Source organism: Streptomyces sp. NPDC041940 (assembly GCF_055589465.1).
The window spans coordinates 99552-124534 of sequence record NZ_JBVJBP010000017.1 but is presented as its reverse complement, the minus strand read 5'-3'; the positions used below and the strand labels follow the sequence as shown (position 1 = coordinate 124534).

Genomic DNA, 24983 nt, shown 5'->3' with positions numbered 1-24983 from the left:
CTCATGGCCAAGCCTCTAGTCGCCCTCCTCACCGGTGCGGGTATCAGCACCGACTCCGGGATCCCGGACTACCGCGGGCCGAACGGACTGTGGCGGCGGGATCCGGAGGCCGAGAAGCTCGTGACGTACGAGTACTACATGGGCGATCCGGAGATCCGGCGGCGGTCGTGGCAGATGCGGCGCAAGAACCGGACGCTGCAGGCCGAGCCCAACGCCGCCCACCGGGCCATCGCCGACCTGGAGGGGTCGGGAGTACCGGTGCGGGTGATCACACAGAACGTGGACGGGCTGCACCAGCTCGCCGGGATGCCGGCCCGCAAGGTCCTCGAACTGCACGGCACGGCACGGAGTTTCGTGTGCACCGGCTGCCACACCCGCGGCCCGATGCGGGACGCGCTGGCACGGGTCGAGGCCGGTGAGGACGATCCGCCGTGTCTGGAGTGCGGCGGTGTCCTGAAGTCGGCGACGGTGATGTTCGGCGAGCGGCTCGACCCCGTCGTCCTCGGCGAGGCGGCCGCCATCAGCAAGGCCTGCGAGGTGTTCGTCGCCGTCGGCACGAGCCTGAAGGTCCAGCCCGCCGCCGGTCTCGCCGGTGTCGCCGCCGACCACGGAGCCCGTCTGATCATCGTCAACGCCGAGCCGACGCCGTACGACGAGCGAGCCGACGAGATCGTGCGGGAACCCATCGGCACGGCCCTGCCCGAACTGCTGCGCCGCCTCGGCGACGCCGCCTAGAACAGCGCGGACCCGCTCTCGAACTCCAGCAGCCTGCGCTTGCGGTCCAGGCCGCCGCCGTAGCCCGTGAGGCTGCCGTTGGCGCCGAGGACGCGGTGGCAGGGGAGGATGATGCCGACGGGGTTGCGGCCGTTGGCGAGGCCGACCGCCCGGGAGGCGGTGGGGGTGCCGAGGCCGGCGGCGAGTTGGCCGTAGGTGCGGGTCTCGCCGTACGGGATGCGGCTCAGCTGCTCCCAGACGGTGCGCTGGAACGGGGTTCCTGTCAGGCGGAGTTCGACGGTGAACTCCTTGAGGTCGCCCGCGAAGTACGCCTCCAGTTGCTCCTCCGTCTCCGCGAACAGGGTGTCGTCGCGGGTGCCGAAGGTCTCCTCCGGCGGGCGGTGGCGCTGGTCGGTCATGTAGAGGCCGCACAGCACTCCGTCGTCGGCGACGAGGGTGAGGGGGCCGTAGGGGCTGTCGGTCACGGTGTGGTGCTTCATCGAACGTCCTTGTGGTCCTTATACCGGGAGGAAGTTGATCGGGTGGCTGTCCGTCGCCCAGAGGTACTGGACGGCGTAGGCCCGCCAGGGGCGCCAGGCGGCCGCGCGTGCGGTGAGCGCCGCGGGCGTGGACGGCAGGCCGAGTTCCCGGGCGGCGCGGCGGATGCCGAGGTCGGTGGGGAGGAAGGCGTCCGGGTCGCCGAGGGCGCGCATGGCGATGACGTCGGCCGTCCAGGGGCCGAAGCCGGGCAGGGCGAGGAGCTGGGCGCGGCTGCGCGGCCAGTCGCTCTCCACTCCCAGGTGGAGTTCGCCTTCGGCGAGTTGCCGGACCAGGGTGGTGAAGGTGGTGCGGCGGCTGCGCGGCATCGCCAGCGACTCGGGGTCCAGTGCCGCGAGGGCCTCGGGGGCCGGGAAGAGGTGGGTGAGGCCGCCCTCGGGGTCGTCGACCGGTTCGCCGTGCGCGGTGACCAGGCGGGCCGCGTGGGTGCGGGCGGCGGCGGTGGAGACCTGCTGGCCGAGCACGGCCCGGACGGCGAACTCGGCCTCGTCCACCGTGCGCGGGACACGCCGGCCGGGTGCCTTGTCGACCAGCGGCGCGAGGACCGGGTCGGTGCGCAGCTGGTCGTCGATCGCGACCGGGTCGGCGTCCAGGTCGAGCAGGCGGCGGCAGCGGCTGATGGCGACGGTCAGATCGCGCGGGTCGCTGAGGGTGAGGCGGCAGGCGATGTGGTCGGGGGTGGGGGTGAGGGCGACGATGCCGTGGCCGTACGGGAGGCGCAGCGTGCGGCGGTAGGAGCCGTCGCGCCACTCCTCCACCCCGGGTACGGCCGTCGCGGCGAGGTGGCCGAAGAGGTTGTCGGGGTTGAGCGGGGTCCGGAACGGCAGTCGCAGGGCGAGCGCGCCGGGTGTGCTCGTGCCCTGGCGCTTCGGGGCCCGGGTGCGCAGCTCGCTCGGGGACAGGGCGAAGACCTCGCGGACGGTGTCGTTGAAGGTGCGGATCGAGGCGAAGCCGGCGGCGAAGGCGAGCTGCGCCATCGGCAGGGTCGTCGTCTCGATGAGCAGCCGGGCCGTCTGGGCGCGCTGGGCGCGGGCGAGCGCGAGAGGGCCCGCGCCCAGTTCGGCGAGCAGCTGCCGTTCGACCTGCCGGGTGCTGTAGCCGAGCCGGCCGGCGAGGCCCGGCACGCCCTCGCGGTCCACGACGCCGTCGGCGATCAGCCGCATGGCGCGGGCCACCAGGTCGGCGCGCTGGTTCCACTCCGGGGAGCCGGGGCTGGTGTCGGGCCGGCAGCGCTTGCAGGCCCGGAACCCGGCCTGCTGGCAGGCCGCGGCGCTCGGGTGGAAGACCATGTTCTCCGGCTTGGGCGGCACGACCGGGCAGCTGGGACGGCAGTAGATGCGGGTGGTCAGGACGGCCGTGAAGAACCAGCCGTCGAAGCGCGCGTCCTTGGACCGGACGGCGCGTACGCAGCGCTCGGTGTCGGTGTGCATCCCCATCTGCATACGTCCAGCATCGGTCACCACGCGCGGGCGGGTCTGGCGAGAATCCGACATCGACCTGGCCCGACCGGGACAGATGAAGATTCATTCATGTGTTCGTGTGTGCCCGGTACGATGACGTCATGGGTCATGGAGCCGTCACCACCGCGCAGGACGCCGGCGAGCGCGTACGTCTGGACGCGGACAACGTCGCGAAGGTGGCCACCACGCTCCAGGCCCTGTCCACGCCCTCCCGTCTGCTGATCCTCGCGCGCCTGCGGGAAGGCCCGCTGCCCGCCACGGAGTTGGCGGCGGAGGTGGGCATGGAGCAGTCGGCCTGCTCGCACCAGCTGCGGCTGCTGCGCAATCTGGGTCTGGTGGTGGGCGAGCGACAGGGCCGGTCGGTCGTGTACGCGCTGCACGATCACCATGTCGCCGAGCTGCTCGACCAGGCCGTGTACCACGTGGAGCATCTGCGGCTGGGGATCAGCGACACCGCCGACTGAGGCGGCGCCGCTGTCCCACCGTTCGTTCCGTGCGGCTATTCAGCCGCCGTGGGCCGGCGTGAGGCCTCCATCGCCTCGCTCACCCGCGCCAGCGGACGCAGCCGGTAGGTGAACGCGTAGTCGCGGTTCGCGAGCAGCTTGAACTCGTCGTGCGTGTGCGCGCCCCAGCTGTTGTCGCCGCCCACGCCCATCTGGCGGTGGTTGATCCGCAGGACCACCGCGTCCCGCGGGGTGAGCTGGTAGTCGTGGCGGGCGCCGACCGACAGGTCCTCCGGGGTGAAGCGCGAGGCGTTGACCTCGAGCAGCGGCTCGGCGGAGACGAGCAGTCCCCGTCCGCCGCCGTCCGTCAGCGCCGCCCAGCGGACGTCGGTCTTGTTGCCGTTCTCCTGCGGGCGCAGATAGGACGTCCACTGCCCGGAGACGGTGCCGGAGTACAGGCCCACGTCGGTGCTGTTGTTGCGGTCCCACATGTTCTCCTCGGGGCCGCGGCCGTAGTAGTGCAGCCGGTCCAGCCGGCGCGGCAGGAACAGCAGGGTGCCGACCTCGGGGATGTACGGCAGGTTCGAGGCGCCCGGACGCAGGGTGTTGTCGACCTTGATCTCGCCGTTGCCGAAGACCGTGTACGTGGTGGAGTACGTGGACTCCGTGCCGGTGGGCAGCGTGCCGCTGACCGTGACCTCGACGGCCCGGTCGCCCAGGGGCCGCACCCGTACGTCCGTCACCTTCCGCTGCGACCCGGCGTCGCGCCACACCTGGTTGCGGGTGTGGTGGCCGTTGCCCCGGTCGTTGTCGGTGGGCGCCCGCCAGAAGTTCGGGACGGGGCCGGAGGTGATCAGAGACGTGCCGGCCGCCTCGTACGACGTGATGGTGCCGGTGCTCTTGTCGAACGTGACCGAGAAGTTCTTGCCCTTGACCGAGAGGGTCTTGTCCCCGTCCGTGTGGCGCAGGGTGGGCACACTGCCGAGCGGGGCCGGTTTCACGACCGGGCTGCCCGCGTGGAGGGCCAGTTGCTGCTTGGCCACCTCGAAGCCGGCCTTGGCCCACTTGGTGCGTTCCCTGGTGGTGAAGGAGAGCTGGAGGAAGTACTCCGTGCCCGGCTCGGGCTTCGCCGGCAGCCGTACCGGCAGCTTGATGTCCTTGCTGGTCAGCGGTCCGACATCGAGCTGTTCGCGGGTCAGCCGGCCCCGCTGGACGACCTCGCCGTCGGCGACGAGGGACCAACGGCCGTCGAACTCACGGAGGTTGGTGAAGAGGTACTCGTTGGTGAGCTTGACGGCGCCGGGGCCGCCCGAGGCCGGGGCGGCGTTGATGGCCTGGTAGATCTGCTTGACCTCGGCGGACTTGCCCGTGAGACCGCGGTCGGCGGTGATGATGCCGTCACCGGCGAAGGCTCCGTCGTTGGGGTTGTCGCCCCAGTCGCCGCCGTAGGCGTAGAAGGTCTTGTCGCGCGGGCGCTTCTCGGTGAGTCCGGCGGTGGCGGCGTCGAACCAGAACCGCACGCCCTCGTCGCCGGGCTTCCGGCTGTCCGAGGCCAGCTCCGCGGCGCTCAGCGGGCGGGCGTACACGCGAGCGCGCCGGATGGTGCCGCTGAACTCCCGGGTCGGGTTGTCGACGTCGGTGGCGAGCGCCAGGGACGCCGTGTTGTCGCTGGGGCGCCGGGTGGTGGTCCGGGTACCGCGGACCTGGCCGTCGACGTACAGGGTGAGCGTCCCCGCGTCCGCGTCGAAGACACCGGCGATGTGGTGCTCCCTGCCCGTCCAGTCGTCGGGCAGCGCCCAGCTCGCGGTGACCCACTGGCCGCCGCCGTGGATGAAGAACTCCAGCGTCCTGTCTGACTGCTTGAGGGCGTACTGGGTGTCGCCCTTGGCGATGATGGGCTGGTGGTAGCCGGTCACGTGCGGGGTGATCCAGGCCTCCAGCGTGAGGGAGCCGGTGAGGTCGAGGCGGGCGTCGCGGGGGAAGACGGTGCCGCCGGAGACGCCCTTGGCGCGGTCGAAGGTGCCGGCGGGCGCGATGATCTCGCCGCGCAGCGCGCCCGGGCCTGACTCGGTCAGCAGCTTGCGGGTGGGGGTGGGCCAGCGCAGGGCCTGGTCGACGAAGTCCCAGATCCAGCCGCCCTGGAGGACGTCGTGGCGGCGGACGATGTCCCAGTACTTCTTGAAGTTGCCGTTGGAGTTCCCCATGCCGTGGGAGTACTCGATCATCACGTACGGCCGTTTGTCGTTCGTGTCCTTGGCGCGGGCCTCGACGCGCTGCGGGCTGTCGTACATCTCGGAGCGGATGTCGCTGATGCCCGGCCGGTCGTCGCCCTCGTACTGGATGACGCGGGTGGGGTCGTAGCCGCGGATCCAGTCGTACATGGCGTTGAAGGTGGTGCCGCCGCCCGCCTCGTTGCCGAGGGACCAGATGACCACCGAGGCGTGGTTCTTGTCGCGGTGGACCATGTTCTGGGCGCGGACCACGCACGCCTCGGTCCACTCGGGGTGGCCGCTGCCGGGGAACTTGTCGCGGATGCCGTGGGTCTCCAGGTTGGTCTCGTCCACGAGGTACAGGCCGTACTCGTCGGCGAGCTCCAGCCACAGCGGGCTGTTGGGGTAGTGCGAGGTGCGGACGCTGTTGATGTTGAGGCGCTTGATGATCTCGATGTCCTCGATCATCTGGGCCCTGGTGAGCGCCGAGCCGGTGACGGGGTGCATCTCGTGCCGGTTGGTGCCGCGGAAGGACACCGGTTTGCCGTTGATGCGCATCAGGCCGTCCTTGAGCGCGAACTCGCGGAAGCCGACCCGGTGCGAGAGGGTCTCGACCACCTTGCCTGCCGGGTCGCGCAGTCGCAGCACCGCGGTGTAGAGGTCCGGGTGCTCGGCCGACCAGAGTTTCGGCGAGGGGACGGCTCTGGACGCCTCGGCGGTGGCCTCGGCGCCGGCCGGGACGTCGACGGACTGCTGGAGCGGCCGGGACCAGACGGCGTGGCCGCGCGCGTCGTAGAGCTGGGTCTCGACGGTGTAGCGGCCCGCGCCCTCGCCGCCGTAGTCGCGGACGTGCGCGGTGACCTTGAGGTCGGCGGAGGTGTGGTCGTCGCCGAGCGGGGTGTCCAGCTTGAAGTCGCGCAGGTGCACGGAGGGCGTGGAGTACAGGTGGACCGAGCGGAAGATGCCGCTCAGCCGGATCATGTCCTGGTCCTCCAGCCACTCGGCGTCGGAGTAGCGGTACACCTCGACGGCGATCTGGTTGGTGCCCGGCTTGAGGTGGCGGGTGATGTCGTACTCGGCGGAGGTGTAGGAGTCCTCGTGGTAGCCGGCCAGCTCGCCGTTGATCCACACGTAGTGGGCGGACTTGACGCCCTCGAAGTGCAGGAAGGTGCGCCGGCCGGACCAGTTCTCCGGGACGGTGAACGTACGGCGGTACTGGCCGACGGGGTTGTAGCGGGTCGGGGCGGCCGGTGGCTGGGCGTTCTCGCCGCCGCCGTTGGGGCCCCACCAGGGGTAGGTGATGTTGACGTAGATCGGGAAGTCGTAGCCGTGCAGCTGCCAGGCCGAGGGCACGGGGATGGTGTCCCAGCGGGAGTCGTCGACGTCGGTGCGGTAGAAGTCGGTGTCCCGGTCGTCGGGCCGGTCGGCGTAGGCGAACTTCCACTTGCCGTCGAGGCTCTGCCGGTACGGCGAGCGCGTGCGGTCGGCGTCCAGTGCCTGCCCGAGGTCCGCGTACGGCATGAGCGTGGTGTGCGGTGGCTCGGTGCCCACCCGGTACACGGCCAGTCCGTCGTTCCACTCCGGAGGACCGTCCGCCGCCGGGCGCCGGCCGGCCGCGTACGAGGCGGTGGGCGACGCCGAGAGGGCGAGCGCGCCGAGCACGGCGGCGCCCCCTTCGAGCAGACGGCGGCGGCTGACTACGGGACGGTCGGCGGGAGACGGGAGCGGGTGCGGGTGCGGCATGACCGTGGCCTTCCTCGGTTCGACAGGGTGCTGCACGGACTGAGGGCGCGTCAGACGCGATCCTCAACTGCACATCCTTGATGGGTGTTTCTGTTGGGATGCGTGTCAACTGACGGTGACGGAGCAACTGCTGAGCAGGCACACCCTAGGACTCGCACACAATCGAATCAATGACCCCGTCGGACTTTGTGCGGTCCTGATGGTTCAGCCTCCGAGGGAGGCGAGCGGTGCAGGCCGTCCCCTGCGGAAGCCGCGACCGGCTCGCCCGCGATTTTTTGCCATTTCGGCGCGACAGTGTCGCTTCACCGAACGTACTGTGACCTCATCGGACAACCTGTGCAACGGATCTTGGCCGGACCTTTTGCCGCGCCGGAAGGAGCGGCTCGCATGAACGGGTATGCGACCTCGGATCGCGACTCCGTCACGGCCGCGCCCGGCGGACTTCTGGACCTGCTGAAGGTCGCGGCCGTGGTCCTGGACGCGGGCGGGCACATCGCCCTGTGGAGCCCCGAGATCGAGCAACTGCTCGGCTACACCCCGGCGGAGGCCCTGCGCCGGCGCGCCGACACACTCCTGGTCGCGCCCGAGAACCGGACCCGGGGCAGGGAGCTGTTCGCCCAGGTCAGCTCGGGGGCCCGCTGGGCCGGTGTCTTCCCGCTGCGGCACAAGGACGGCACGGACCGCGCGGTGGAGTTCCGCACGATGCGTCTCCTAGACCCCGAAGGGCAGCCCCATCTGCTGGGCCTCGCCACGGACGCGACGACCGTACGGATCGTGGAGCGGGACCTCGCCCTCTCGCACAGCCTCGTCAACCAGACCCCGCTCGGCATCGCCGTCTTCGACAACGACCTGCGCTGGGTCGGGGTCAATCCCGCGCTGGAGCGGATCAACGGCGTGCCCGAGGAGGCCGTGCTGGGGCGCCGGGTCGGCGAGGTGCTGCCCGACCTGGACGTGGCGGCCATCGAGGGCCGGATGCGGCACGTCCTGGAGACCGGCAGACCCCTGCTCGACCAGCAGACCGTCGGCCGTACGGCGGCGGACGTCCAGGACCGCGCGTACTCGGAGTCGTACCACCGCATCGAGGACACCGACGGGCGGGTACTGGGCCTCGCGATGGCCGTTCTGGACGTCACCGAGCGCCAGCAGGCCGCGGCCGAGGTCGCCCAGGCCCGCCAGCATCTGTCGGTGATCGCCGACGCCGGGGTGCGGATCGGCACCACGCTGGACCTCCAGCAGACCGCCCGGGAACTGGCCGACGTGGTGGTGTCGCACCTCGCGGACCTGGCCGCCGTGGACGTGCTGGAGTCCGTCGTGGCCCACGGCACCATCGCGCCGGTGTCGGGCGGCGCGCCCGCCGAGTTCAGGGCGCTGGCCGTCGCGGCCGGCTACCCCACCGACGCCATCCACGCCGCCGACCCGGTCGGCGAGCTCGCCACCTACGGTTCGTCACGGATCATCACGCAGTGCGTCCGCAATGCCCGTCCCGTCCTGGTCGAGCGCGTGGACCCGAAGATGATGCGGCGCATCGCCCGGGACGCGCGGGCCGCCCAGACCCTGCACGAGGCCGGCGCGCATTCCTATCTGGCGGTGCCGCTGATGGCCCGGGGCAAGGTGCTCGGCACGCTCACCCTGTACCGCACGGTCGACGAACGCCCCTTCGACGACCGGGACCGGGTGCTCGCCTCGGAACTCGCGGCGCGTGCCGCCATCTGCATCGACAACGCCCGCCTCTACGGACGCGAGCGCGGCACCGCCCTCACGCTCCAGCGCAGCCTGCTCCCCGCCGCGCCCGCCGAGCAGGAGGGGCTCGACATCGCCGCCCGCTACCGTCCGGCCCTCAGCGAGGTCGGCGGCGACTGGTACGACGTACTGCCGCTGGGCCCGGGGCGCACCGCGCTCGTCGTGGGGGACGTCATGGGCAAGGGCGTCCAGGCCGCGGCGATCATGGGGCAGCTGAGCACGGCGACGCGGGCGCTGGCCCGGCTGGACCTGCCGCCCGCCGAGCTGCTGCGGCACCTCGACGACATCGCCGGCTCGCTCGGCGACGCGATCGCCACGTGCGTGTACGCCGTGTGCGACCTGCGGCGCGGCACCTGCGCCCTGTCCAGCGCGGGGCATCTGCCGCCCGTCCTCGCCGGGGCGGACGGCAGCGCGAAGCTCGTAGACGTGCCGGGCGGTGTACCGCTCGGGGTGGGGGGCGTGGAGTTCGGCACCGTGGAGGTGGAGCTTCCCCCGGGCTCGCTGCTCGCCCTGTACACGGACGGGCTGGTCGAGAAACGCGGGGAGCCGATCGACACCGGGCTCAGCACGCTGACCCACCTCCTGGGGAACGCGGGCCCCAACCTGCAGCGGACCAGCGACAGCCTGCTCAGCGCGCTGAGCCCGGAGCCCGACGACGACGTGGCGCTGCTGCTGGTGCGCACGCGCGTCTGAGCGTTCGCGGCCGAGCTCTCGGGGCTGAGCTCTCGGGGCTGAGTTCTCGCGGGGGCAACTGTTAGCATGTTTGTGTGAGTTACGTTCTCTACCTCTGATCCGGGCCACCGGCTCCGCCCTCGCACGGGGCGCTGAGAGCCGCGACGTCGCCCACGGCCCGCCCTGTTCTGGGCCCGGCCGTCCGTCGGATCCGATGGCCCGCTCGCATCCCCGCCCTTTGCCGGGGGTGAAGTGTGCCTCCTCACGGAGGAAGAGAACGTGACCACCCTTGCTTTGCCTGCCCGCGACCGGGCCCAGCTGACCTGCGCCGCGATCCGCGTCGACCGCGGCGGCCGTACCGTGCTGCACGACGTCGACATGAAGGTCTCCCCCAGGTCACGCTGGGGCGTCGTCGGCGAGAACGGCCGCGGCAAGTCGACCCTGCTGCACGTCCTGGCCGGCCTCCTGGCCCCGGACGAGGGGACCGTGCGCCGCGTGGGCACCCTCGCCCTGGCCGAGCAGGAGATGCCGGCCGAGGACGAGCGCACGGTCGGCGACTTCATCGACTCCCAGCTGGCCGACGCCCGCGCGGCCCTGCGGGAGCTGGACGCCGCGGCGGACGGGCTCGCGGCGGAACGCCCCGGTGCCGAAGGGGCCTACGCCGATGCCCTGGAGGTGGCGCAGGCGCTGGACGCCTGGGACGCCGACCGGCGGGTGGACGTCGCCCTGGACGGACTCGGTGCGGTGAGCGACCGGGCGCGTGCGCTGGCCACGCTGTCCGTCGGCCAGCGCTACCGGATCCGTCTGGCCTGTCTGCTGGGTGCCGAGTACGACTTCCTGCTCCTGGACGAGCCCACCAACCACCTGGACCTGGCGGGACTCGAGTACCTCACCGCCCGGCTGCGCACCCATGCCGGAGGCGTCGTAGTGGTCAGTCACGACCGGGCGCTCCTCGCGGACGTGGCCACCACGATCCTCGATCTCGACCCCACCCGCGACGGCCGGCCGGGCGTGTACGGCGGCGGCTACGCGGGCTATCGCGAGGGGCGGGAGGCCGAACTGGTCCGGTGGGAGGAGGAGTACGAGCAGCAGCGGACCGAGCACGTCCGTCTGAGGCAGGCCCTGTCCGAGGCGCAGAACCGGCTGAGCACCGGCTGGCGCCCGGACAAGGGCACCGGCAAGCATCAGCGCGCGACCCGGGCCGGTGCGCTGGTGCGTTCCGTCCACCGGCGCCAGGACGAACTGGACCGGCACGAGGTGACCGCGCCGGTGCCGCCCCAGCGTTTCTCGCTGCCCGAGCTGCCCGCGCGGCCGGGTGTCGTCCTGCTGCGGGTGGAGGAGGTGACGGTCGGCGGGCGGCTGCACCACTCGACGAGCCTGTCGGTGACGTCCGGCGACCGGCTGGCCGTCACCGGCCCGAACGGGGCGGGCAAGTCGACGCTCCTGTCCGTCCTGGCCGGGCGGCTGGCCCCCGGCTCGGGCCGGGTGCACCGGGCGCGCAGGGTGCGGCTGCGGCTGCTCGGGCAGGAGTCGCCGCGGGCGACGCACCGGCGGGCCCGTGACCTCTACGAGGCGCACACCGCCGGGCTCGTCACGGCGGGCGTGCTGAAGGAGGGAGAGGTGGTGGGGCTCGGCTCGCTGGGCCTGCTCACCTCACGCGACACCGACAAGCCGGTGGCCGAACTGTCGATGGGTCAGCAGCGACGCCTCGACCTGGCCCTGGCCCTCGCGTCCCGCCCCCACGTCCTGCTCCTGGACGAGCCCACCAACCATCTGTCCATCGCCCTGGTCGACGAACTCACCGAAGCGCTGCACTCCACCGAGGCGGCCGTCGTCGTTGCCACCCACGACCGCCAACTGCGACGCGACATCGCGACCTGGCCGCACCTCGCGCTCTCGCAGCGGCGGCCGGCGGGGACGGGGGTGGGTACGACGACCCGCTGACGCACGGCGTCGCGCGGGCGCGGTGCGTGTGGCCCCGGCGGGCGCGGCGCAGCGCGGCTCCGCCTGCCCGAGCAGGCGCGGGCGTGGCCCGGCCGGCACGCCCGAGCGGCTCCGCCTGCCCACGCGGGGCCGCTCGGGCCGGGAGCGTCAAGCCGCACGGCACGAGCCGACGCACCCGCACAGGCGCGACCACCCACCCGAACCGCCAACCCGTCCGCCCAGGCCGGTGCGTCGGCCCACCCGGGCCGATCCACCCGCCCAAGCAGCCCGACGCGGCCGGCAAACCCGAGCAGGTCCGCCAGCCCGAGCCCATCCACCAGCCGGAGCACCAAACCGCAGCGCACAAGCCCACGTATCCGGGCGGGCCCGAAAACCCGCCCGGAGTGCGAGGGCGGCGACCGGGCGGGGGCTCAGCCCGCTGCCCGGGGTGCCGAGAGGGGGCTCACGAATTGCTCGGGGTCTGTTCGAACGGCTCCCAGGCGTCGTCCTTCTTCACCGTGCACAGGGCCCAGATGATGAACCCGGAGATGGCGATCATCACGACCGACCAGACCGGGTAGGACGGCAGGGAGAGGAAGTTGGCGACGATGATGAGTCCGGCGATGCCCACGCCGGCGACGCGTGCCCACGTCGACCCCTGGAACAGCCCCATGCTGACGAGCACGGCGACCGCTCCCAGGACCAGGTGGATCCAGCCCCAGCTCGTGAGGTCGAACGCGAAGACGTAGTTGGGGGTGGAGAGGAACACCTCGTCCTCGGCGATCGCCGCGATACCGCGCATGACGCCCAGGATCCCACCGATCATGAGCATGACGGCCGCGAAGACCATCAGACCGACGGCCCATTCACGTTTCGCCGTCGAGCGCGTGTGCGTAGGGTGTGTGGCGGTCATCCTGCTGCCTCGTTTCTGTCGGGGGCTAGGGTTCCGACGGACCGGAGCCGCTCAGGACCAGCTCCTTCGCCCTGCGGAACTCGTCGTCCGTGATGTCGCCGCGGGCGCGGATCTCGGACAGCCTGGCGAGTTCGTCGACGCTGCTCCCCCGTCCCTCGCCGCCCTTGGCGGTCTCCCGTATGTAGCTGTCGAAGGCCTCCTGCTGAGCGCGGGCCTGGGACACCTCCCGGCGGCCCATGTTCTTGCCGCGCGCGATGACGTAGACGAACACACCGAGGAACGGCAGGACGATGCAGAACACCAGCCAGCCGGTCTTGGCCCAACCGCTCAGTTCGTCGTCACGGAAGATGTCGAAGACGACCCGGAAGAGCAGCACGAACCACATGATCCACAGGAAGAACCACAGCATCGCCCAGAAGGCGCTCAACAACGGAAAGTCGTACGCCAGGTAGGTCTGCGCACTCATGTCACTCCTCCGTCCCGGGCACACGCCCGGCAGCCGTTCCGTGCCGTTCTCAGCGTGCCCATGTCCGGGACGGGGCTGCCTCACCCGGGACGGGTGAGCGTGCCGGTCCCGCGGAGCGCCGCCCGCCTGGCGAAGGCGAGCCCCGCCTCGGCCGGCCCGAGCAGCACGAGCCGCAGACCGAGCAGCCGGGTCAGCGCACGGGCCGACTCCGCCGGCAGGGCCGGCACCACGAAGGTCTCCACGAAATCGTCCGCGATCCAGCGCCGACGCGGCCGGCCTCCCGTGTCCCGCCGCCCGCCGGGTCACCCGCGGCGGGTGATCCGCACCCGGCGCCGTGGCGGTGAGGTGGAGAGCGCACCCGACAGGATCGAGAGACATGAGATGAACGATCCAGCGGCCGCCCGGACCGAGCCCGCCCCTCGGCAGGTGCCGGAGCGGCACCCGCAGCAAGCGGGCCGGAGGCGGCGCGCGAGGGGCGCCGTCCTGGCACGCGCGGCGCTCATCGCGACCGGCCTCATCACCGTCTACTACGTGCTGCCGCTGGACGGGCACAGTACGAACCACACCTCGGCGCTGCTCGCCTGTGGCCTGCTGCTGGTCGTCCTGGTCTTCTGGTGGGAGGTACGGGCCATCACCCACTCGCCCTTCCCCCGGCTGAAGGCCGTCGAGGCCCTGGCCGCCACACTCGTCCTGTTCCTCCTGCTCTTCGCGAGCACCTACTTCCTGCTGGAGCACGCCACCCCGGGTTCCTTCAGCGAGCCGCTGACCAAGACGGACTCCCTGTACTTCACACTCACCACGTTCACCACCGTCGGATACGGCGACATCGTGGCCCGTTCCCAGACAGGACGGGTGCTGACGATGCTCCAGATGATGGGCGGTCTGCTCCTGGTGGGCGTGGCGGCACGGATCCTCGCCGGCGCGGTCCAGGCCGGGCTGCGCAGGCGGGGCGACGAGCAGCCGGAGGACTTCTCCTCACGGCCGGAGGGCTGAGCCATGACCGTAACGAGCCCACTCATGACGTTCCTGTCCCCGGCCGAGCGGGCGGAGTCGGGCCGGGCCGCGCGGCGCCGGGTGCCGCGTTCGTCCCACAGCCGGTTCGAGCCGGGGCCTGAGCGGCCCGACCCGGTCGAGGTGGTGGAGCGCCAGTCGGCCACCCGGGTACAGGAGTTGGTGCCGGTCCGCTACGGCCGCATGCTCGAGTCCCCCTTCCGCTTCTACCGGGGCGCCGCGGCGATCATGGCCGCGGATCTCGGCGCCGCCGCGGACACCGGGCTGTGGGTGCAGCTGTGCGGAGACGCCCATCTGCTCAACTTCCGGCTGCTGGCCTCGCCGGAGCGCCATCTGGTCTTCGACATCAACGACTTCGACGAGACCCTGGCCGGTCCCTTCGAGTGGGACGTCAAGCGGCTGGCGGCCAGCTTCGCCATCGCGGGCCGGGCCAACGGCTTCGACACCGCGGAGCAGAACGCCGCGGTGGAGACGTGCGTACGCGCCTACCGGCGGCGGATGCGGGAGTTCGCCGGCATGCGCACGCTGGACATCTGGTACGCGCAGGACGACGCCGACCACATGCGGGAGCTGATGGCCGCGTCGATGACCAAGGAGGCCAGACGGCGCACCGCCGAGGCCACGGCGAAGGCCCGCACCCGCACCGGCCTCCAGGCCTTCGCGAAGCTCACCGGGCCCACGGCGGAGGGGCGGCGGATCACGCCGGACCCACCGCTGATCACCCCGCTGCGGGATCTGGTCTCCGACTCCTCGCCCGACCAGGAGAAGGAGCTGCTCACCGTCCTGGAAGGCTACGCGGGCAGTCTGTCGTCCGAGCGCCGGCACCTGTTGCGCCGCTACCGCATGGTGGACATCGCCCGCAAGGTGGTGGGGGTCGGCAGTGTCGGCACCCGCTGCTGGATCGTGCTGCTGCTCGGCCGGGACAACGACGATCCCCTGCTGCTCCAGGCCAAGGAGGCACAGCATTCGGTGCTCGCCGCGCAGACCGGCGGGGACAGCTACGACAACCAGGGCCGCCGCGTGGTGGCGGGGCAGCGGCTGATCCAGACGACCAGTGACATCCTCCTGGGCTGGACGCACGCCGTGGGCCTCGACGGACACGAGCGGGACTTCTACGTACGCCAGCTGCGGGACTGGAAGGGCATCGCGCGGGCGGACACCATGGACCCGGCCATGCTCCGCCTGTTCGGGCGGCTGTGCGGGGCGAGCCTGGCACGGGCCCACGCCCGCTCGGGCGACGCGGTCGCCATCGCGGCGTACCTGGGCGGCAGCGACCGGTTCGACCGCGCGCTCGCCGCGTTCGCCCAGTCGTACGCCGATCAGAACGAGCGCGACTTCGCGGCGCTGGGCGCGGCCGCCCGCTCCGGCAGGATCTCCACGACGGTGCTGTGACCCCCTGGCCCCCGCTTGCCCCCTGGCCTCCCGCTCACTCCGGCAACCCCGCTCACTCCGGCAGCTGGCGCATCTCCACGACCCTGAGACCCAGGGACTGGAAGCGGGTCAGCAGTCCGTACAGGTGGGCCTCGTCGATGACGGAGCCGAACAGGACCGTCTGACCGGACATCACCACGTGATCCAGCTCCGGGAAGACCCTGGCCAGCGTCTCCGACATGTGTCCGTCGACACGGATCTCGTAGCGCATGAGCTGCTCTCCCGCGGGGGCGGCGTGGGGCGGGCCGTACACGCCCTTCCCTTGCGATGGTCCGCCCCGGCGCGCCGTCCGCCCTCACCCGGCGCAGGTGAACCTGCGGCACACCTCACTCCTTCAGGACGATCTTGAGGATGATGATCAGCAGACCGAGCAGCAGGTTCACCGAGGCGGAGACGGCCATCTGCTTGCCCGAGGCGCCGGCCCGGGCCGCGGCGGCCAGCGACCAGCCGACCTGCCCGGCCACCGCCACGGAGAGCGCCAGCCACAGGGTGCCGGGCATGTCCAGGGGCAGCAGCGGGCTGATCGCCACGGCTGCGGCGGGCGGGACGGCGGCCTCCAGGATCGGCCACTCCTCGCGGCACACCTGCAGCACGGCCCGGCGGCCCACGGCCCCCTGCGCCAGCCGCGCCCCGAACAGCTGCGCGTGCACGTGCGCGAGCCAGAACACCGCACCGGTCAGCAGCAACAGCGCCACGAGTTCCACCCGGGGCAGCGCACTCAGGGTTCCGACGCCGATCACCACGGAGGCGGCGAGCATGGAGCCGTAGACACCGCCGGTGTAGTCGGCGCGGGAGCGCCGCTCGGCACCGTGTGCCCGCGGTGCGGCGCCAGGGGACGTCGTCGGGGACCCGCTCACAGGAGCCGCCGTTCGCGCGCCCGGCGGACGGCGTCGCCGCGGCGGGTGACCGCGAGCTTGCGGTAGATGCTCTTGAGGTGGGTCTTCACCGTGTTCACGGACACGTGGAGGTCCGCGGCGATCTCCTCCGTCGACATCATCTCGGCCACGCGCCGCAGCACGTCGCGCTCGCGGGCGCTCAGCTCCTCGACGGCGAGGTCCGCGGCTTCGTCGGGTGGGGCGAGCCCGGGGGCGCGGTAGCGGCCGGCGCCCGGCAGGAGCCAGCCGGCGGCCAGTTCCCGGGGCCGGCCGGTGCTCAGCAGCGGCCGGATCCAGGGGCCGGCTTCCAGGAACGGGCGGCGCAGCCGCTCGCGCCGGCCGTCCAGGAGTGCCCGGGCGACCAGGCGACGGGCGGTGGTGGGGTCCCCGGTGTCGAGGGCGGCCCGGGCGCGTACCAGCGTGGCGCGGACGGTCACCGCGGGGCCGGGCCGGTCGTTCTCCGGGGCGCTGTCCAGCAGGTCGAGCGCGCCTTCGGGGTGGCCCGCCGCGAGCCGGACGCGGGCCGCCTCGACGGCACACGCCCTCCGATGGTGCGCCACTTCTTCCATGGCCTGCCGGGCCTGCTCGGCATTCCCCTCGGCCAGATGGGCGGCGGACGCGAGCAGGGCGGCGTGGTCCTCCACCCAGGGTGAGCTCACGGCCGCCGGGACGGTCGCGTCCGCCGCTGCCGCCAGCGCGGCCCGGGCGTCCCCCCGGGCCAGGAACAGCCGCCCTCGGGTGAGCGTCCGGCCGGCCCGCACCACCGGGTCGTCGACGAGCGGGTGGGAGACGGCCGCTTCGTCGAGGAGTGCCTGCGCCTCGTCGAGTTCGTCGCGGTCGATGAGGACAGCGGCCAGGACCAGCGGGCCGATGCCGGACCGGGAGCGCTGCGGGAGGCTGTACCGCTCCGCCTGGCCCGCCGCCGCGAGGGCCTTGTGCTCGGCCGGGCCGAGCCAGCCGTTGAGGTAGTCGATCAGTGCCAGGTGGCCGAGGGCTTCCCAGCGGGGCAGTGCCGTAGCCGCTCCGTCGGGAGTTCCGGCTACCGCCGACAGGGCGGTGCGGGCGTCGTCGAAGCGCCCGGCCCACAGGCGGGCGGAGCCCAGGTGGGTGAGGAGGAGGGCGGTGAGTTCCGGGTGCTCGTCCAGGAGCTGCCCGGGGACCTCCCGCCGGAGGAGCCTCGCCTGCTCTGCGGCGCGCTCCGCTCTGTCGGGAGAGCCGGTCAGCCGGGCCGCCAGGGCTTCCAGGAGGGCACAGCCGAGCCGCACCGGGGCGGCAGCGGCTCCGTCCCGGCCCAGTTCCCGCTCGGCCCGGCGCAGATGGGCCAGGCCGTGGTCGAGATCGCGCCGGCCCAGCTCGCGGGCGGCGCGTACGAGGTCGGGAGCCGGTCCCGTGGCCTCCGGGCTCATCCGTGCGAACAGGGCGGACAGCTCCTCGGAGCGCAGCCCGGTGAAGAGCTGCCCGATGGCGAGATCGTCGACCACGGCGCGGGCGGTGAACTCCCAGTCGTCCGCGGCGGCACCCTGGACGAGCGCGTCGGGCAGGGCTCCGGAACGCCGCAGCCACTGCGCGGCCCGGCTGCGCAGCTCCGGCTCCAGGCCGGGGAAGCGCTCCCTCAGGTGGGCGCGGAGGATCTCCGCGAACAGCGGGTGCAGGGTGTACCAGGAGTGCCCGAGGTAGTGGACGAACGCGTTCTCGCGCTGCAGCGCGGCCAGGATCGGCTCCGCGTCGGTGCGCAGCGTCAGCGCGTTCACCAGGTCGGGGCAGCAGCGGTCCAGGACACTGATGCGCAGCAGCAGGTCCTGGGTGCCGGGTGTCTGCCGGTCGAGCACCTCCGCCAGCAGGAAGTCGGCGACCGTGCTGTGGTCGGCCTCGAACTGCTTCAGATAGGCGTGGGGGTCGGTGCCCTGCCGGGCGGCCAGGGCGCACAGCCGGAGCCCCGCGGCCCAGCCCTGGGTGCGTTCCACCAGGGCCTCTACGGCGCCGGCCCGCAGGTGCAGTCCGTGCCGCGACAGCAGTTCATGGGCCTCCTCGGAGGTGAAGGCCAGCTCGGCGTTCCGGATCTCCGTGAGCTCGCCCGACGCCCGGTAGCGGTGCAGCGGCAGCAGGGGTTCCGTGCGGGAGACCAGGACCAGGCGCATGCCTCGTCCGGCGTGGTGCAGGACGAACTGCAACTGCTCCGCGATCTCGGGGGAGGTCACCCGGTCGAACTCGTCGAGTACGACGACGGTGGTGTGGTCCCGGCGCTCCAGGTCGGCGGCCAGGCAGGTCAGGGTCCGCCGGTCCACGTGGGCCGCCTCCGCCGGGCAGCCGACGTCGCCGGTCACCGGTACGCCCGCGGCACGCAGTGCCTCCAGCAGATACGCCCAGAAGATCCCGGGAGCCTGGTCGACGGTGTCGGTCGTGAGCCAGGCGACCGGTTCCGTCAGGCCGGCGGCCCAGTCGGCGACCAGGAGGGTCTTGCCGGCGCCCGCCGCCCCGTTGACCAGCGTCAGCGGTGTCCCGAGGGCCTGGTCGAGATGGCGGACCAGGCGGGCGCGGCGCAGGAACGTGTCAGGCCGCTTCGGCAGGGCGAACCGGGTGCGCAGCAGCGGATCGCCCGTGGGGTCGACCCCCTCGGACGCTGGTTCCGCACCGGTCTCCTCGGTCACGGCCATGGAGCCCACCTTGTTCGCCGTCCGACGGATCACAAGCAGCGCTCGTACCCCCCAGGATCTCAAGCTTCACCCCCCTGCGCACGCCCACGGCCCGGCCGTGACCGGCCTCGGCGGCCGCCGCGCGACCACCCGCGGCGGGGGATGCGCCCACGGGGCGGCCGGGTTTCGCTGAGGTCCACGCGCACCACCTACGCAGCCGTGCGGGACGGCCCGGACGGCTCGGAACGGGGGTATCGACCATGTGCCGCTGGCTCGCCTACTCGGGCACCCCAGTGCTGCTCGACGACGTCCTCTACCGGCCGCAGCACTCGCTGATCGACCAGAGCCTGCACGCGCGGATGGGTGTCGAGACCACCAACGGGGACGGCTTCGGGATCGGCTGGTACGCGTGGCATCTGCGCACGCCCGCCGTCATCCGCGACACCGGTCCGGCCTGGAGCAACCGCAATCTGCGGGAGATCGCCGACCACGTCCGCTCGTCGCTGTTCTTCGCCCATGTGCGCGCCTCCACCGGGACGACCGTGCAGCAGACCAACTGCCATCCCTTCCGCCACGGACGCTGGCTGTGGATGCACAACGGGGCGATCTCCGGGTTCCACGACCTGCGCCGGGACCTCATGCTGGCCGTGGACCCGGCGCTGTTCCCGGCGCTGGAGGGCACGACGGACTCCGAGGTGATGTTCCACGTGGCCCTGACCTTCGGGCTCGACGGCGACCCGCCGGGCGCGGTGGCCCGGATGGCGGGGCTCGTCGAGCGCTTGGGGCACGAGCACGGGGTGCCGCAGCCGCTGCAGATGACGATCGCGGTGACCGACGGCGAACGAGTGTGGTTCTTCCGGTACTCCAGCGGCGGGGACTCGCGGTCGCTGTACTACAGCAGCCGGGTGGACGACGTGCGTGCCCTCCACCCCGACCTCGCGTTCCTGAGGCACGTCTCCGAGGAGACGCGGCTGGTCGTGTCGGAGCCGCTGGGCGATCTGCCCGGTGCCTGGAACGCCGTACCGGAGAGCAGCTACGGCGTCATCCAGCCTGGCCGGGACCAACTGCTGCGGGACTTCGAACCCGAGCCGGTCTGAGTGCGCGAAGGCCTCAGCGGAGCTGTGCGGCGAACGCCTCGTACGCCGGCGCGTCGAAGAGGACGAAGCGGACCTCCTCGACGTCGGTCGGTGCCGCGCGCACCGTGTCCACCGCGATACGGGCGGCGTCGCGCATCGGATAGCGGTAGACGCCGGTGGAGATCGCCGGGAAGGCGACGGTACGGGCGCCGAGTTCGTCGGCGACGCGGAGGGACTCGCGGTAGCAGGAGGCGAGGAGGTCCGAGCGGTCCTCGGTGGCGCTGTACACGGGGCCGACCGTGTGGATCACCCAGCGGGCGTCCAGGTCGCCCGCGGTGGTGGCGACGGCCTGCCCTGTGGGGAGGCCTTTGCCGTAGTGCGAGGCGCGGAGCTTTCGGCAGTCCTCGAGGATCGCGGGGCCGCCGCGCCGGTGGATCGCTCCGTCGACCCCTCCCCCGCCCAGCAGGGAGGAGCTGGCCGCGTTGACGATGGCGTCGACGCTCTCGCGGGTGATGTCGCCCCGGACCAGTTCGATGGTGGTCATGACTGCCTCAGCCGCCTCCACACGGCCTTCGCCGCGTTGTGCCCCGACATGCCGTGCACCCCGGGGCCCGGCGGGGTCGCCGACGAGCAGATGAAGACGGCCGGATGGGGGGTGTGGTACGGGAACGGGGTCACCTTGGGGCGCAGCAGGAGCTGGAGTCCGGAGACCGCGCCGGAGGCGATGTCGCCGCCGACGTAGTTGGCGTTGCGGGCGGCGAGTTCGGGCGGGCCGGCGGTGGCCCGGGCCAGCACTCGGTCGCGGAACCCCGGTGCGAAGCGCTCCAGTTGGCGCTCGATGGCGTCGGTGAGGTCGCCGGTCCAGCCGTGCGGGACATGGCCGTAGGCCCAGAAGACGTGCTTGCCCGCCGGGGCCCGGGTGGGGTCGACGACGCTCGGCTGGACCGTGATCAGGAACGGCTTGTCGGGGGCCCGGTCCTCCCGGGACGCCGCGCGCAGTGCGGTGCCGATCTCCGCGCTGTTCGCGCCGATCTGGACCGTGCCGGCGACGCGGGCCTCCTTCGCGGTCCACGGCACGGGGCCGTCCAGCGCGTAGTCGACCTTGAAGACGCCCGGCCCGTAACGGTAGTCGGCGTAGTAGTCGCCGAAGCCGGCGATGCGGGCCAGGGCGGTGGGCGAGGTGTCGAAGACGTACGCCCGGGCCGGGGGCAGGTCGTCGAGGCGCTTGACCTCGTAGTCGGTGTGGACGCTGCCGCCGAGGTCCCGCAGATAGGCGGCGAGGGCGTCGGAGAGAGTCTGGGAACCGCCGCGGGCGACGGGCCAGCCGCGGGCGTGCGCCGCGAGGGCGAAGACCAGGCCGACGGCGCCGGTGGCGAAGCCGCCGAGCGGTGCCATGACATGCGCGACGAGCCCGGCGAACAGCGTCCTGGCCGGTTCGTCGCGGAAGCGGCGCGTCAGCAGGGTCGACGGGGGCAGGCCGACGAGACCGAAGCGGGCGAGGGTGACCGGGTCGCGGGGCAGCGCGGTGAGCGGCAGGGACATGAAGTCCCGGGCCAGGGTGTCCCACTTGGGCAGGAAGGGCTCGACGAGCCTGCGGTACGCCCCGGCGTCGCGCGGCCCGAAGGAGGCGGCCGTCTCGCCCACCGACCGGGACAGCACGGCCGCCGTGCCGTCCGGGAAGGGGTGCGCCATGGGCAGCTCGGCGTGCAGCCACTCCAGGCCGTACCGCTCCAGCGGCAGGGCGCGGAACGCCGGTGAGTTGATGCCGAGCGGGTGCGCCGCTGAGCACGGGTCGTGCCGGAATCCGGGCAGGGTGAGTTCCTCGGTGCGGGCTCCGCCGCCCACGGTGCCCCGGGCCTCGAAGACGGCGACGGAGAAGCCGCGGCGGGCCAGCTCCACGGCCGCGGTCAGTCCGTTCGGCCCCGCACCCACTACGACGGCATCGAGCATCGACCGCACCTCGGACCCCTTCGTCAGCCGACGGCCACTGAGGATCAGGATATGCCCGGGGACTGACAGTCACCGGCCGCGGGTGATTTCTGGCCCGGAGAATGCCTGGAGAACGCCTGGAGGATGCCCGGAGGACGCCTGGAGCGCCGTTTCGGGCGACGGTGTGTGCACGGTCGGTGACCGTCAGGCTCCGCTCGACAGCAGTCCCGCCACGTGGCGGGCCGTGGTCGCGTCGCGGGCCGCGGTGAAGGGGAGGTCGTTGCCGCCCGTGATGCGGAACGGCTCGCCCGTGCGGGTCAGGTGGGTGCCGCCCGCCTCCTCGACCAGGAGCAGCCCGGCGGCGTGGTCCCAAGCCGCTTCCCAGGAGAAGGCGGTGGCGTCCGACTCGCCCCGGGCGATGGCGAGATACTCCAGTCCGGCCGAGCCGCACGGGCGCGGTGCCACGCCCTCGGTACGCAGGCCGAGCAGGGCGTGCTTCTGTTCGTCCGTCGTGTAGTCGGGGTGGGAGGTGGCCACGCGGAGGTCCCGGCCGGGCTCCGGCACACCGGCGAACAGCCGCTCGCCGTCGAGGTAGGCGCCCTTGCCGCGCTGGGCGGTGGCGAACTGCTCGCGGGCGGGGGCGTAGGTCCAGGAGGCGAGGACGGTGCCGCCGTGCGCCAGCGCGACCAGGGTGCAGAACCCGGCGTCGCCGTGCACGAACTGCCGTGTCCCGTCGACCGGGTCGACGATCCAGACCGGGGCGTCGCCGCATATCGCCTCGTACGACGCCGGGTTGGCGTGCACCGCCTCCTCGCCCACCACGACCGAGCCGGGCAGCAGGTCGACCAGGACGTCGGTCAGATACAGCTCGGCCTTGCGGTCGGCGTCCGTCACCAGGTCGTGCGGGCCGCTCTTCTCGTCGACCTCGTGCGCGGCGAGCCGGCGCCAGCGCGGCATGATCTCGGTGGCGGCCGCCTTGCGGATCGCCTCCTCGACGTCGGGGGCGTGCTGTGCGAGAAACTCTTCGATGGTTTCGTTGCTGTCGATCACCCCTCCATGACAACACGTGTCACTGACAATCCCCACCCTCCGGGTGCACCGCGGATGGCATCACGATGAACGATGGACAGCGCCGGGTCCGTGCGGGCCGCACGGCGACGGGCCCGCCGGATCACCGTCCGACCGCGTATCCCTGCATGCCGCGGGGGTTCGCCGCCGCCGACAGGACGCCGGTCTCCGGGTCCCGCGCGACCGCGCACAGCCGGCCCTCCGACCAGGGGCCGCCGACGGTCACCTCGTGGCCGCGCCGCCGCAGGTCCGCCACTGTCTCCGGGTCGAAGCGGGACTCCACGGTGACGCTCCCCGGGCGCATGCCGCGCGGGTAGAAGGAGCCGGGGAAGCTGTCGTTGTGCCAGTTGGGGGCGTCGATCGCGCCCTGCAGGTCGGGGCCGCCGCGGACCCGGGCGCGCAGCGCGACCGCGAGGAAGAAGTGCAGCTGCCACTGGTCCTGCTGGTCTCCGCCCGGGGTGCCGAACGCCATGACGGGCACGCCCTCGCGCAGGGCGATCGAGGGCGTCAGCGTGGTGCGGGGGCGGCGGCCGGGGGTGAGGGAGTTGGGCAGGCCATCCTCCAGCCAGGTCATCTGGAGCCGGGTGCCGAGCGGGAAGCCCAGTTCGGGCACGACGGGGTTGGACTGGAGCCAGCCGCCGCTGGGCGTGGCGGAGACCATGTTGCCCCAGCGGTCGACGACGTCGAGGTGGCAGGTGTCGCCCCGGGTGGTCCCGTCGGCGAGGACCTCCGGTTCGCCCGGCACGGGGGACGCCGGGCTCTTGGCGACGGTCGGTTCGCCGGCGCCCAGGGCGTCGAAGCCCTCCTGGGCGGCGGCCGCCACGCGCGCGTGCGCGCACAGCCTCGGAGTACGTCCGCCGGGGCTGCCGGGCCGCAGATCGTGGTCGGACCGCTCGCCGACGAGGGCACGCCGGGCCTCGTTGTACCCGTCGGACAGCAGGTCGTCGAGCGGCACCTCGGCGGCGTCCCCGTACCAGGCCTCCCGGTCGGCCATGGCGAGCTTGCAGCCCTCTACCAGGAGGTGGACGTAGTCGGCCGAGCCGTACCGGGGCAGCTCGGGCGGGAGCAGGGCGAGCTGCTGGAGGAGGACCGGGCCCTGGCTCCAGGGGCCGGGCTTGCACACGGTCCAGCCGTTCCAGTCGTACGTCACCGGCGTCTCGTAGGTCGCGGACCAGGCGGCGAGGTCGGTGGCCGTGAGGGTGCCGGTGTGGTGGGTGCCGCTGGTGTCCAGGGTGGGGCGCGCGGCCTGTCGTACGAGGGCCTCGGCGATGAATCCGGTGCGCCACACCTGCCGTGCGGCCTCGATCCGGGCCTCCCGGCCGCCGGCCCCGGCGGTCTCGGCGAGCAGCCGCTTCCAGGTGGCGGCGAGCGCGGGGTTGGCGAAGAGCTCGCCCGGCCGCGGCGCCTTCCCGCCGGGCAGGTACACCTCGGCCGACGAGGTCCACTCCGTCTCGAACAGCTCGCGCACGGTCTCGACGGTCTCCCCGACACGCTCCACGGGCGCGTGCCCGTGCTCGGCGTACCCGATGGCGTACTTCAGGACGTCGGCGAGGGACTTGGTGCCGTGGTCGCGCAGCAGCACCATCCAGGCGTCGAACGCGCCCGGCACGGCGGCGGCGAGCGGCCCGGTGCCGGGCACGAGGTCCAGGCCGAGGCCCCGGTAGTGCGCGACGGTCGCCCCGGCCGGTGCGACGCCCTGCCCGCACAGCACCCGCACCTCGCCGCCGGCCGGCGCCAGCAGGATCGGCACCTCGCCGGCCGGGCCGTTGAGATGCGGCTCCACGACATGCAGCACGAACGCGCCCGCCACGGCCGCGTCATAGGCGTTGCCGCCGTCCTCCAGCACGGCCATCGCCGACTGCGAGGCGAGCCAGTGGGTGGAGGACACCATGCCGAAGGTGCCCTGGAGGGTCGGGCGGGACGTGAACATACGGGCTGTCACCTCTCCTGGTCGTCCACCACCCGTCCCCTCCCCCTGTCGTGGCCTCGCCAAAACTCCGGCACCCTACGTGCTCGTTCGGCCAGGGCAAATCCCCCATCCAACACTGAACCAATCGAAACCACGACAGCGGACAGTGAGGCACCGTCACCACGTGAGCACGGAGCGAGTTCGCACTT

The 24983-nt window shown here is 72.6% G+C and carries 19 protein-coding genes and 1 pseudogene; 7 read left to right on the top strand and 13 right to left on the bottom strand.

Going from position 1 to position 24983, the window contains the following annotated elements:
- Positions 1 to 3 precede the first annotated feature (3 nt).
- Complete coding sequence (locus ACZ6I3_RS26665) at positions 4 to 735, top strand: SIR2 family NAD-dependent protein deacylase (protein WP_469417972.1); 732 nt, start codon at positions 4 to 6, stop codon at positions 733 to 735.
- Here ACZ6I3_RS26665 and ACZ6I3_RS26660 read toward each other — a convergent pair.
- Together ACZ6I3_RS26660 and ACZ6I3_RS26655 are read right to left on the bottom strand one after the other, a co-directional pair.
- Positions 732 to 1214: a methylated-DNA--[protein]-cysteine S-methyltransferase gene (locus ACZ6I3_RS26660; RefSeq protein WP_469417970.1), complete on the bottom strand. Its 483-nt coding sequence runs from the start codon at positions 1212 to 1214 to the stop codon at positions 732 to 734. The genes ACZ6I3_RS26665 and ACZ6I3_RS26660 overlap by 4 nt on opposite strands.
- Positions 1215 to 1232: 18 nt before the next feature.
- Positions 1233 to 2702 carry an AlkA N-terminal domain-containing protein gene (locus tag ACZ6I3_RS26655; protein ID WP_469417969.1) on the bottom strand — a complete coding sequence of 490 codons (1470 nt, stop codon included), beginning with the start codon at positions 2700 to 2702 and terminating at the stop codon, positions 1233 to 1235.
- Positions 2703 to 2833: 131 nt separating this feature from the next.
- Between ACZ6I3_RS26655 and ACZ6I3_RS26650 the strand changes: the two genes are divergently transcribed.
- The gene (locus tag ACZ6I3_RS26650; RefSeq protein ID WP_189726259.1) at positions 2834 to 3196 is read left to right on the top strand and encodes an ArsR/SmtB family transcription factor; all 363 of its coding nucleotides are present in this window, start codon (positions 2834 to 2836) and stop codon (positions 3194 to 3196) included.
- Positions 3197 to 3231: 35 nt separating this feature from the next.
- On the opposite strand, the gene ACZ6I3_RS26645 is transcribed toward ACZ6I3_RS26650, so the two are convergent.
- On the bottom strand, positions 3232 to 7128 hold the full coding sequence (locus ACZ6I3_RS26645) for a glycoside hydrolase family 2 TIM barrel-domain containing protein (RefSeq protein ID WP_469417967.1): 3897 nt from the start codon (positions 7126 to 7128) through the stop codon (positions 3232 to 3234).
- A 387-nt stretch (positions 7129 to 7515) separates the two neighbouring features.
- On the opposite strand from ACZ6I3_RS26645, the gene ACZ6I3_RS26640 reads away from it, so the two are divergent.
- Complete coding sequence (locus ACZ6I3_RS26640; protein WP_469417965.1) at positions 7516 to 9561, top strand: SpoIIE family protein phosphatase; 2046 nt, start codon at positions 7516 to 7518, stop codon at positions 9559 to 9561.
- Between the two features lie 258 nt (positions 9562 to 9819).
- Positions 9820 to 11484, top strand: coding sequence for an ABC-F family ATP-binding cassette domain-containing protein (locus ACZ6I3_RS26635; protein ID WP_469417963.1), 1665 nt, complete (start codon positions 9820 to 9822; stop codon positions 11482 to 11484).
- A 442-nt stretch (positions 11485 to 11926) separates the two neighbouring features.
- On the opposite strand, the gene ACZ6I3_RS26630 is transcribed toward ACZ6I3_RS26635, so the two are convergent.
- The 3 genes and pseudogenes from ACZ6I3_RS26630 to ACZ6I3_RS26620 all read right to left on the bottom strand — a co-directional run.
- On the bottom strand, positions 11927 to 12376 hold the full coding sequence (locus tag ACZ6I3_RS26630) for a DUF7144 family membrane protein (RefSeq protein ID WP_469417962.1): 450 nt from the start codon (positions 12374 to 12376) through the stop codon (positions 11927 to 11929).
- Between the two features lie 25 nt (positions 12377 to 12401).
- Positions 12402 to 12842 (bottom strand): SHOCT domain-containing protein, encoded by a 441-nt coding sequence (locus tag ACZ6I3_RS26625; protein ID WP_469417961.1) that lies wholly within the window; start codon positions 12840 to 12842, stop codon positions 12402 to 12404.
- Between the two features lie 80 nt (positions 12843 to 12922).
- Positions 12923 to 13084 (bottom strand): annotated as a pseudogene (locus ACZ6I3_RS26620) (HdeD family acid-resistance protein); the annotation flags it as partial.
- A 139-nt stretch (positions 13085 to 13223) separates the two neighbouring features.
- Here ACZ6I3_RS26620 and ACZ6I3_RS26615 point away from each other — a divergent pair.
- Complete coding sequence (locus ACZ6I3_RS26615; RefSeq protein ID WP_469417960.1) at positions 13224 to 13835, top strand: potassium channel family protein; 612 nt, start codon at positions 13224 to 13226, stop codon at positions 13833 to 13835.
- Between the two features lie 3 nt (positions 13836 to 13838).
- Complete coding sequence (locus ACZ6I3_RS26610) at positions 13839 to 15245, top strand: DUF2252 domain-containing protein (protein ID WP_469417959.1); 1407 nt, start codon at positions 13839 to 13841, stop codon at positions 15243 to 15245.
- 52 nt (positions 15246 to 15297) lie between these two features.
- On the opposite strand, the gene ACZ6I3_RS26605 is transcribed toward ACZ6I3_RS26610, so the two are convergent.
- From ACZ6I3_RS26605 to ACZ6I3_RS26595, 3 genes are all read right to left on the bottom strand, one after another.
- Positions 15298 to 15495 (bottom strand): hypothetical protein, encoded by a 198-nt coding sequence (locus ACZ6I3_RS26605; protein ID WP_184588589.1) that lies wholly within the window; start codon positions 15493 to 15495, stop codon positions 15298 to 15300.
- Between the two features lie 115 nt (positions 15496 to 15610).
- Complete coding sequence (locus ACZ6I3_RS26600) at positions 15611 to 16141, bottom strand: hypothetical protein (protein WP_469417957.1); 531 nt, start codon at positions 16139 to 16141, stop codon at positions 15611 to 15613.
- Entirely contained in the window at positions 16138 to 18813 is a 2676-nt protein-coding gene (locus ACZ6I3_RS26595) for a winged helix-turn-helix domain-containing protein (RefSeq protein ID WP_469417956.1), read from the bottom strand. Before ACZ6I3_RS26595 ends, ACZ6I3_RS26600 begins: the two co-directional genes overlap by 4 nt.
- A 239-nt stretch (positions 18814 to 19052) precedes the next feature.
- On the opposite strand from ACZ6I3_RS26595, the gene ACZ6I3_RS26590 reads away from it, so the two are divergent.
- Positions 19053 to 19889 carry a class II glutamine amidotransferase gene (locus tag ACZ6I3_RS26590; RefSeq protein ID WP_469417954.1) on the top strand — a complete coding sequence of 279 codons (837 nt, stop codon included), beginning with the start codon at positions 19053 to 19055 and terminating at the stop codon, positions 19887 to 19889.
- Between the two features lie 13 nt (positions 19890 to 19902).
- Here ACZ6I3_RS26590 and ACZ6I3_RS26585 read toward each other — a convergent pair whose 3' ends face one another.
- The 4 genes from ACZ6I3_RS26585 to ACZ6I3_RS26570 form a co-directional block, all read right to left on the bottom strand.
- Complete coding sequence (locus tag ACZ6I3_RS26585; protein WP_469417952.1) at positions 19903 to 20412, bottom strand: O-acetyl-ADP-ribose deacetylase; 510 nt, start codon at positions 20410 to 20412, stop codon at positions 19903 to 19905.
- Positions 20409 to 21818: a phytoene desaturase family protein gene (locus tag ACZ6I3_RS26580; protein ID WP_469417950.1), complete on the bottom strand. Its 1410-nt coding sequence runs from the start codon at positions 21816 to 21818 to the stop codon at positions 20409 to 20411. Before ACZ6I3_RS26580 ends, ACZ6I3_RS26585 begins: the two co-directional genes overlap by 4 nt.
- Positions 21819 to 22001: 183 nt before the next feature.
- Positions 22002 to 22847, bottom strand: a complete 846-nt coding sequence (locus tag ACZ6I3_RS26575; RefSeq protein WP_469417948.1) for an inositol monophosphatase family protein — start codon at positions 22845 to 22847, stop codon at positions 22002 to 22004.
- A gap of 121 nt (positions 22848 to 22968) precedes the next feature.
- Positions 22969 to 24795: a gamma-glutamyltransferase family protein gene (locus ACZ6I3_RS26570; protein WP_469417946.1), complete on the bottom strand. Its 1827-nt coding sequence runs from the start codon at positions 24793 to 24795 to the stop codon at positions 22969 to 22971.
- Positions 24796 to 24983 lie beyond the last annotated feature (188 nt).